This window comes from Agromyces sp. NPDC058064 (genome assembly GCF_042885275.1).
Taxonomy (GTDB): Bacteria; Actinomycetota; Actinomycetes; order Actinomycetales; family Microbacteriaceae; genus Agromyces.
Genome location: NZ_JBHVSE010000001.1, coordinates 70512 through 76948, shown reverse-complemented (window position 1 = coordinate 76948; position 6437 = coordinate 70512). Strand labels below are relative to the sequence as shown.

The window sequence follows — 6437 nt, the reverse complement described above, 5'->3', positions numbered from 1 at the left end:
ACTTCTGGAAGGCTCGTGGGGGGCTCGGTGGTGCGATCGGTGCACCGACGGCGTCGCCCACCGGTTCGGCCGATTCAGGTTGGACGCAGACCTTCACGAAGGGGCGGATCTCTGTGAGCCCCACTGGTGTCGTGACCAGCTCACCCTGATCGCCCGCTCGGTGCGGGCTGCCGCATACCGAGCGCGTCGAGTGCGCAACATGCCCGTATCGATGAGTCAGTCGCAGTCGACCTCGTAGAGCACGAGTTCGCCCTCTGAAGCGACGAGGGTCAATGCAGCACCGCCGTCGAGTTCGGTCAGCCCGGGGTACTTCTCGGCGCGTCGATCCTCGTCGAAGATGAACTGGTCGCCGAAGTCGAGGACGTGCGTCACCCCGAGGTCGCGGGCGGCTGCGCACGCCTCGTCGCCGCCCTCGGCCAGACCCTCCGCGAGGGCCCAGTACTCGCCGGGATACGCGCCGCCGACGTGCGGGAACACCGTTCGGACGCCCGTGTAGGCGTACACCAGGGAACTCCCGTTCCAGGGATTGCCCGCGATGACCGCGTCCTCGGGCACGAGGTCGCCGATCCGCCCGAGGAACGCCGCCTCCTCGTCGGTGAGCATCACGCTGTCGTCGTCGAGGCGATACCGGTCGGCGAGGAATCGGCCGCTGTCGATCACGGTCGTGGCGTACGGCACGCCGATCGCGAGCAGGCTCACGAGGATCATCGTCGCGAGCGCGGGCAACCCGATGCGCCGCGATCGATCGCGTCCGAGGCGGATCCCGCGGACCGCCCAACGGGCGACGCGGACGGCGCCGAGCGCGGCGAACGGGATCGCGAGCACCGGGGTCAGGGCGGCGAGCCGGTAGGAGTCGTTGTACCAGGCGCCGGTGATCGCCGTGCGGAACGGCCCGGTCGGCCACGCGATCGCCACGGCGTAGAGCAGGACGCCGAGGAGGTAGGCCGCGACCGCCCAGCGCAGGCGCGGTCGTCGCACGGCGACGACGAGGCCGATGAGCATGAACGCGCTGACGACCCACGCGTAGCCGAGGTCGATCGGCCCGTTCGTGAGCGCCTCGCGGATCGCCGCCGGGAAGTTGCGGGTGGGCAGCCACCCGTTGTCGCCGGTCGTCGCACGGGTGAACGCGAACGCCTCGATCGCGAGGAGCACGGCTGCGGCGGTCACCGCGGCCACGGCGACGATCGCGCGACGTTCGGGCGCGGCACGCCGGATGGTCCGCACGACGGCGTAGACCACGAGCGGGATGGTGAGGACGAAGAGACTGAACAGCGCGTTCGGGTGCGCGAGGGTCATGCCGCCGATGACCCACGCCGCGGTGAGGGCGAGAGCGACCGGTCGCAGGCCGAGCATCGACCGTCGCTGGACGAGTGCCGTGAGCAGTCCGAGGGCCAGCGGGAGCAGGCTCACCGCCAGCAGGTTCGGATAGAGCACGCCGAACCACAGCAGCATGGCGGGGAACGCGCCGAACACCGCGCTCAGGCCGCCGACGAGGACGGCGTGGAACGGCGCGCGCCCGAACAGGACGCGTGCGAGGAACACGCACGCGACCGTCCACACCACGGAGGCGACGACGAGTGCGACCGCGTTCGTGGCGACGACGACGGATGCGCCGGTCAGCTGCACGACGATCGCGACGATCGCATGCCACAGGGTCGGGTAGAAGCCCGACGTGCGCCCCGGGGTGGTCATGCTCATCGCCGTCGGGGAGGCGTTGCCGTTGTCCAGGATCCATTGCACCGCGTTCAGGTGGAACAGGGTGTCGTAGCTCTGGGCCGGATCGTCGGGAGCGCCGAACTGGGGGGCGATCCAGAGCAGCGTCAGCGTCGAGCCCAGCACGACCGCGAGCGACTGGACGAGGAACGGACGCCCCCACTCGTTGCGGCCCCCGGGCGAGGGCGCGATCGTCAGGCGACGACGGAACGGAAGCAGCACGAGGGCGACCACGAGGGAGAGCCCCAACGGGACGAGCACGCTCCACGACAGGCCCAACCACGGCGCGACGACCGAGGAGATCCCGATCGCGGCGACCGTCGAGCCGATCGCGACGCCGACGAAGGCGATGCCCCGGAGCCGGACGGCCGCCGCGATCGGCGCGCCGACGCCGATCATCAGCACGAGGGCCGCGGCGAAGACGGGGACGAACTCGAACCAGCTCATCCGAGGTCAGCCTGCGACGTCGGAGTCGGACGACGTACCGTGGGGTGATCGCTCGAGACCGCGATCGCGCGGGTGTCGAAGGTCACGTGCTCGGCTCCAATTCTGAAAGACGGTCCATCGTACTCGACACGTCACGGCCTTCCCCCGGGATCAGCCGAGCGGCCGGAGCACCGCGTCGGCCGCGGCATCCCCGACCGCGCGAAGCGAGGCGTTGGTCTCAATCCATGACGCACGGGCTCGCCGCCCCTGCGCTGCGCGCTCGGTGCCGTGCTCGCCGAGGAGCTCGAGCATCGCCTCGGCGACGGACTCGGGGGTGAACGACGCGTGGATGCCGAGCCCGTGCTCGCGCACGAGCGCCGCACCGCTGCTGGCGTCCGACCCGGCGAACACCACGGGGGTGCCGCAGGCCGCGGCCGCGTACGTCTTGGTCGGTCGGGCGAAGTCGTATCCGAGGCCGGGTGCGATGCTCACGAGCGCACCGACCGCGCCGCGGATCCACTCCGCGGACTGCTCGGGCGGGACGACGCCGCCGAAGGTGATCGCCTCGGGTGCGGTCTGCGCCGCGAGGGCCCGCAGCTGCGCCTCGGCCGAGCCCTGGCCGAAGAACCGCAGCCGCACGTCGGGGACGCGCTCTCGGACGAGCTGCAGGGCCCGGATGAACACCTCGGCGCCCTGCCATTCCGACATCGTCCCGGTGTAGACGAAGTACTTCGTGCCGTCGCCCCCGACCTGACCGTCGGGGTTGAAGACCTCGGTGTCGATGCCGTTCCCGACGGTGGCGATGCGCTCGGGGTCGACGCCGAAGGAGGCGATCCGCTCGGTCACCTCGTCGGAGATCGACAGCACCGTCGAGGCGTGGCGCATCGTGATGCCCTCCAGCCAGCGGATGGCGGCGACGACGAATCTCGGCGCACCGATCGCCGCGACGCCGTCGGTCCAGACGTCGGCGGCGTAGTAGGCGTACGGGCGGCGTCGCAGCGCGCTGATCGCGGCGACCACGATGCCGGTGGTCGGAGGCGCCTCGGCGACGGCGAGGTCGTAGCGCGACCCGAGGAGGCGGAAGAACAGCGGGATGTCGTAGCTGAGGTACTGGACGTACCCGCGGACGTTCCCGCCGGAGTCGCGGAGCACGGGGAATCGCGAGATCTCCAGGCCGGGCTGCTCCTCGCGGCCGTGCGGGGCGGTGCTCGGCGGCGTCGTGGTGAGCACGCGGACGGTCGCCGACCGGCCGAGCAGCGAGCGGGTCAGCGCGCGGAGCCGGAAGGCACCGGCGCTGACCTCGGGGGCGAAGAGCCGGGTCGCGAGGACGACCCGGGGCGCTGCGCGGTTCTCCGGAGCCCTCGAGGGCGTCACCCAGCGACCTCGTGGAGCTCGCCGTCCGACTCGGCGTAGCGGGCACCGGTCTGCGGGCACACCCAGACGCCCTCGCCGGCCGGCTCGAGCGGGACGCCCGCCCGGCCCACCCATCGGATGCGGCGGGCGGGAACCCCGGCGACGAGTGCGAACGCGGGGACGTCCTTCGTGACGACGGCGCCGGCGGCGACGGTGGCCCAGGCCCCGATCGTGACGGGCGCGATGCAGACGGCGCGCGCGCCGATGGAGGCGCCGCGCTCGATGGTCACGCCGACGGGCTCCCAGTCCGACGCGGTCTTGATCGAGCCGTCGGGTGCGATCGCGCGCGGATAGGTGTCGTTCGTCAGCACCGCGGCCGGGCCGATGAACACGCCGTCGGCGAGCTGCGCGGGCTCGTAGACCAGCGCGTAGTTCTGGATCTTGCAGTCGTCGCCGAGGTGCACGCCGGAGCCGATGTAGGCACCGCGCCCCACGATGCACCGGTCGCCGATGTCGGCGCCCTCGCGGACCTGCGCGAGGTGCCAGATCTTCGTGTCGTCGCCGATTCGTGCGTCGGGCGAGACGTCGGCGCTCTCCGCGATGGTTGCCACGGTGGACTCCTTGTGCTCAGACGGGCTGGATCCCGGGCGCAGCGGCGCCTCAGGGGCGGGCGTCGGGAAGGTCGCGCTTGGGGTCGATCCGCTCCTCGAGCCGCTCCAAGCGTACCTTCTGGAGTGCGGACTCCTCGGCGAGCGTGCGGGTCTTGTCCTCGAGATCGGTCAGTTCCGCGCTGTGCTGGAGGTTCACGAGGAAGAGCAGGACGATCGAGACGAAGAAGACGAGGTTGCTCGGCAGGCCGACGCCGACGACGGAGGCGATCCAGGCGACGCTGGCGGGGAAGAGCGCTGCGAAGAGCGCGAGCGTCGCCGCCAGGATCCACCAGATGGCGTGCCGTTCCCGGAGGCGTCGGCGCCGGAGCAGTTCGATCACCGAGGCGAGGGCGATCACCGCGGCGGCGATCCCGAGGAGATACGTCATCGTGCTCACAGGGCTTCCTCAGTTCTCGCGAGCTGCACCTTCGGGCGGACCATCGCGAAGATGAGCGCCATGGTCGCACGCGCGAGATACGCGGCGGCCTTGACCGGATGGTGGGACGGCACGCCGCCCTGCCGATCGCGCATGGCGACCGGCGACTGCCTGATCCGGAGTCCGGCGCGGGCCGCGATCACGAGTGCCTCCACGGTGTCGCCGAGGTACTCGGCGGGATACGTGGCCGCGAACAGTTCGACGGCCCTCGGTCCGCTCGCCTTGAACCCGCTGGTCGCGTCGGTGAGCTTCGTGCGCGCGATCCGACCGATGACCGAGGCGAGGACCTTCATCGCCCACCGGCGCGGGCCGCGGGCACTGTAGTCGCCGGTGCCCGCGAACCGCGCGCCGATGACGATGTCGGCCTGGTCGAGCTCGGCGACCAGGCGCGGGACGTCGCGGGGATCGTGCTGTCCGTCGGCGTCGACCTGGACGACCGCGGAATAGCCGTTGCGGAGCGCGTAGCGGAAGCCCGCGCGCATCGCGCCGCCGACGCCCAGGTTGAACGGAAGGTCGACGACGGTGACGCCGCGCGCCCGCGCGACCGCGACGGTTCCGTCGTCGGAGCCGTCGTTCACGACCAGGCAGTCGACGTCGGGCAGGGCGGCGGAGATCTCGTCCAGAACGGGGCCGAGCGCCTGCTCCTCGTTGAACGCTGGCAGCACGATGAGCGGGCGCAGCGGAGTCGAGGGCATGTCGGAGATACTAGCAATGGCAGCCCTCGGCAAGCGCGAGCGGAGATCGCTCTCGTCTACGATCGATGCGTGAAGGTTCTCAGTGTCGTCGGCGCTCGGCCGCAGTTCGTCAAGCTCGCTCCCATCGCCCGCGCAGCCGAGGCTGCAGGGGTCGAGCACGTCATCGTGCACACCGGTCAGCACTACGACCCGATGCTCTCGGACGTCTTCTTCGACGATCTCCGGATCCCCGCGCCGAACGTCCATCTGGGGGTGGGGTCCGGTAGTCACGGCGTGCAGACCGGGGCCATGCTCGGAGCGCTCGACGCGGTGTTGACCGAGCATGACCCCGACTGGGTCCTCGTCTACGGCGACACGAACTCGACGTTGGCGGCGGCCGTGAGCGCGGTGAAGCTGCACTATCCGGTGGCGCACCTCGAGGCCGGGCTGCGGTCCTTCAACCGCCGGATGCCGGAGGAGCACAACCGCGTCCTGACCGACCACGCCGCCGATCTGTGCCTGGCCCCTACGGATGTGGCGCTCGACCACCTCACCACGGAGGGCCTCGCCGAACGCTCCGTGGTCGTCGGCGACGTCATGACCGACGTGTTGCTCGGCGTCCGCGACGCCGTGGCCGACGAGCAACCACAACTCCTCGCCGACGCGGGCCTCGCCGAGCGCGGGTACTACCTCGCGACGATCCACCGCGCGGAGAACACGGATGACCCAGCCCGGCTCCGATCGATCGTCGAGAGCCTCTCCGGTCTCGATCGACCGGTGCTGATCGTCGCGCACCCCCGACTCGTCGCGAAAGCGGCCGAGCACGGCATCGAACTCGCGACCGGCACGCTCGTGCCGCACCGGCCGTTGCGCTACCCCGAGCTCGTCTCGGTCGCGCTTCGCAGCGCCGGCGTCGTGACCGATTCGGGCGGGCTTCAGAAGGAGGCGTTCCTGCTCGGAGTCCCGTGCACGACCGTCCGCACCGAGACCGAATGGGTCGAGACGGTCGAGCTCGGGTGGAATGTGCTCGCCGAGACGCACGACGCGATTTCCAGCGCGGTTCAGCGTCCGATGCCCGCACCCACCGATGCGCAGCCTTACGGCGACGGTCGTGCGGCCGAGCGCGTGATCGAGGCGCTGCTCGCCGGCGCGAGCTAAACGGCACGGCTCGAATCCTGCCGGGAA

The 6437-nt window shown here is 71.1% G+C and carries 6 protein-coding genes; 1 reads left to right on the top strand and 5 read right to left on the bottom strand.

Annotated features, from left to right (window positions below; all coding sequences use genetic code 11):
• Positions 1–216: 216 nt before the first annotated feature.
• The 5 genes from ACFVSL_RS00340 to ACFVSL_RS00320 all read right to left on the bottom strand — a co-directional run bounded on the left by ACFVSL_RS00340 (position 217) and on the right by ACFVSL_RS00320 (position 5273).
• Complete coding sequence (locus ACFVSL_RS00340) at positions 217–2160, bottom strand: DUF6541 family protein (protein WP_386937477.1); 1944 nt, start codon at positions 2158–2160, stop codon at positions 217–219.
• A gap of 150 nt (positions 2161–2310) precedes the next feature.
• On the bottom strand, positions 2311–3513 hold the full coding sequence (locus tag ACFVSL_RS00335; RefSeq protein WP_386937475.1) for a glycosyltransferase family 4 protein: 1203 nt from the start codon (positions 3511–3513) through the stop codon (positions 2311–2313).
• Positions 3510–4103, bottom strand: a complete 594-nt coding sequence (locus tag ACFVSL_RS00330; protein ID WP_386937473.1) for a DapH/DapD/GlmU-related protein — start codon at positions 4101–4103, stop codon at positions 3510–3512. Before ACFVSL_RS00330 ends, ACFVSL_RS00335 begins: the two co-directional genes overlap by 4 nt.
• 49 nt (positions 4104–4152) lie before the next feature.
• Positions 4153–4530 (bottom strand): DUF2304 family protein, encoded by a 378-nt coding sequence (locus ACFVSL_RS00325; RefSeq protein ID WP_386939291.1) that lies wholly within the window; start codon positions 4528–4530, stop codon positions 4153–4155.
• A gap of 5 nt (positions 4531–4535) precedes the next feature.
• Positions 4536–5273: a glycosyltransferase family 2 protein gene (locus tag ACFVSL_RS00320; protein WP_386937471.1), complete on the bottom strand. Its 738-nt coding sequence runs from the start codon at positions 5271–5273 to the stop codon at positions 4536–4538.
• A gap of 69 nt (positions 5274–5342) precedes the next feature.
• Here ACFVSL_RS00320 and wecB point away from each other — a divergent pair, with 69 nt between their 5' ends.
• On the top strand, positions 5343–6410 hold the full coding sequence (gene wecB / locus ACFVSL_RS00315) for a non-hydrolyzing UDP-N-acetylglucosamine 2-epimerase (protein WP_386937469.1): 1068 nt from the start codon (positions 5343–5345) through the stop codon (positions 6408–6410).
• The last annotated feature ends 27 nt before the right edge of the window (positions 6411–6437 follow it).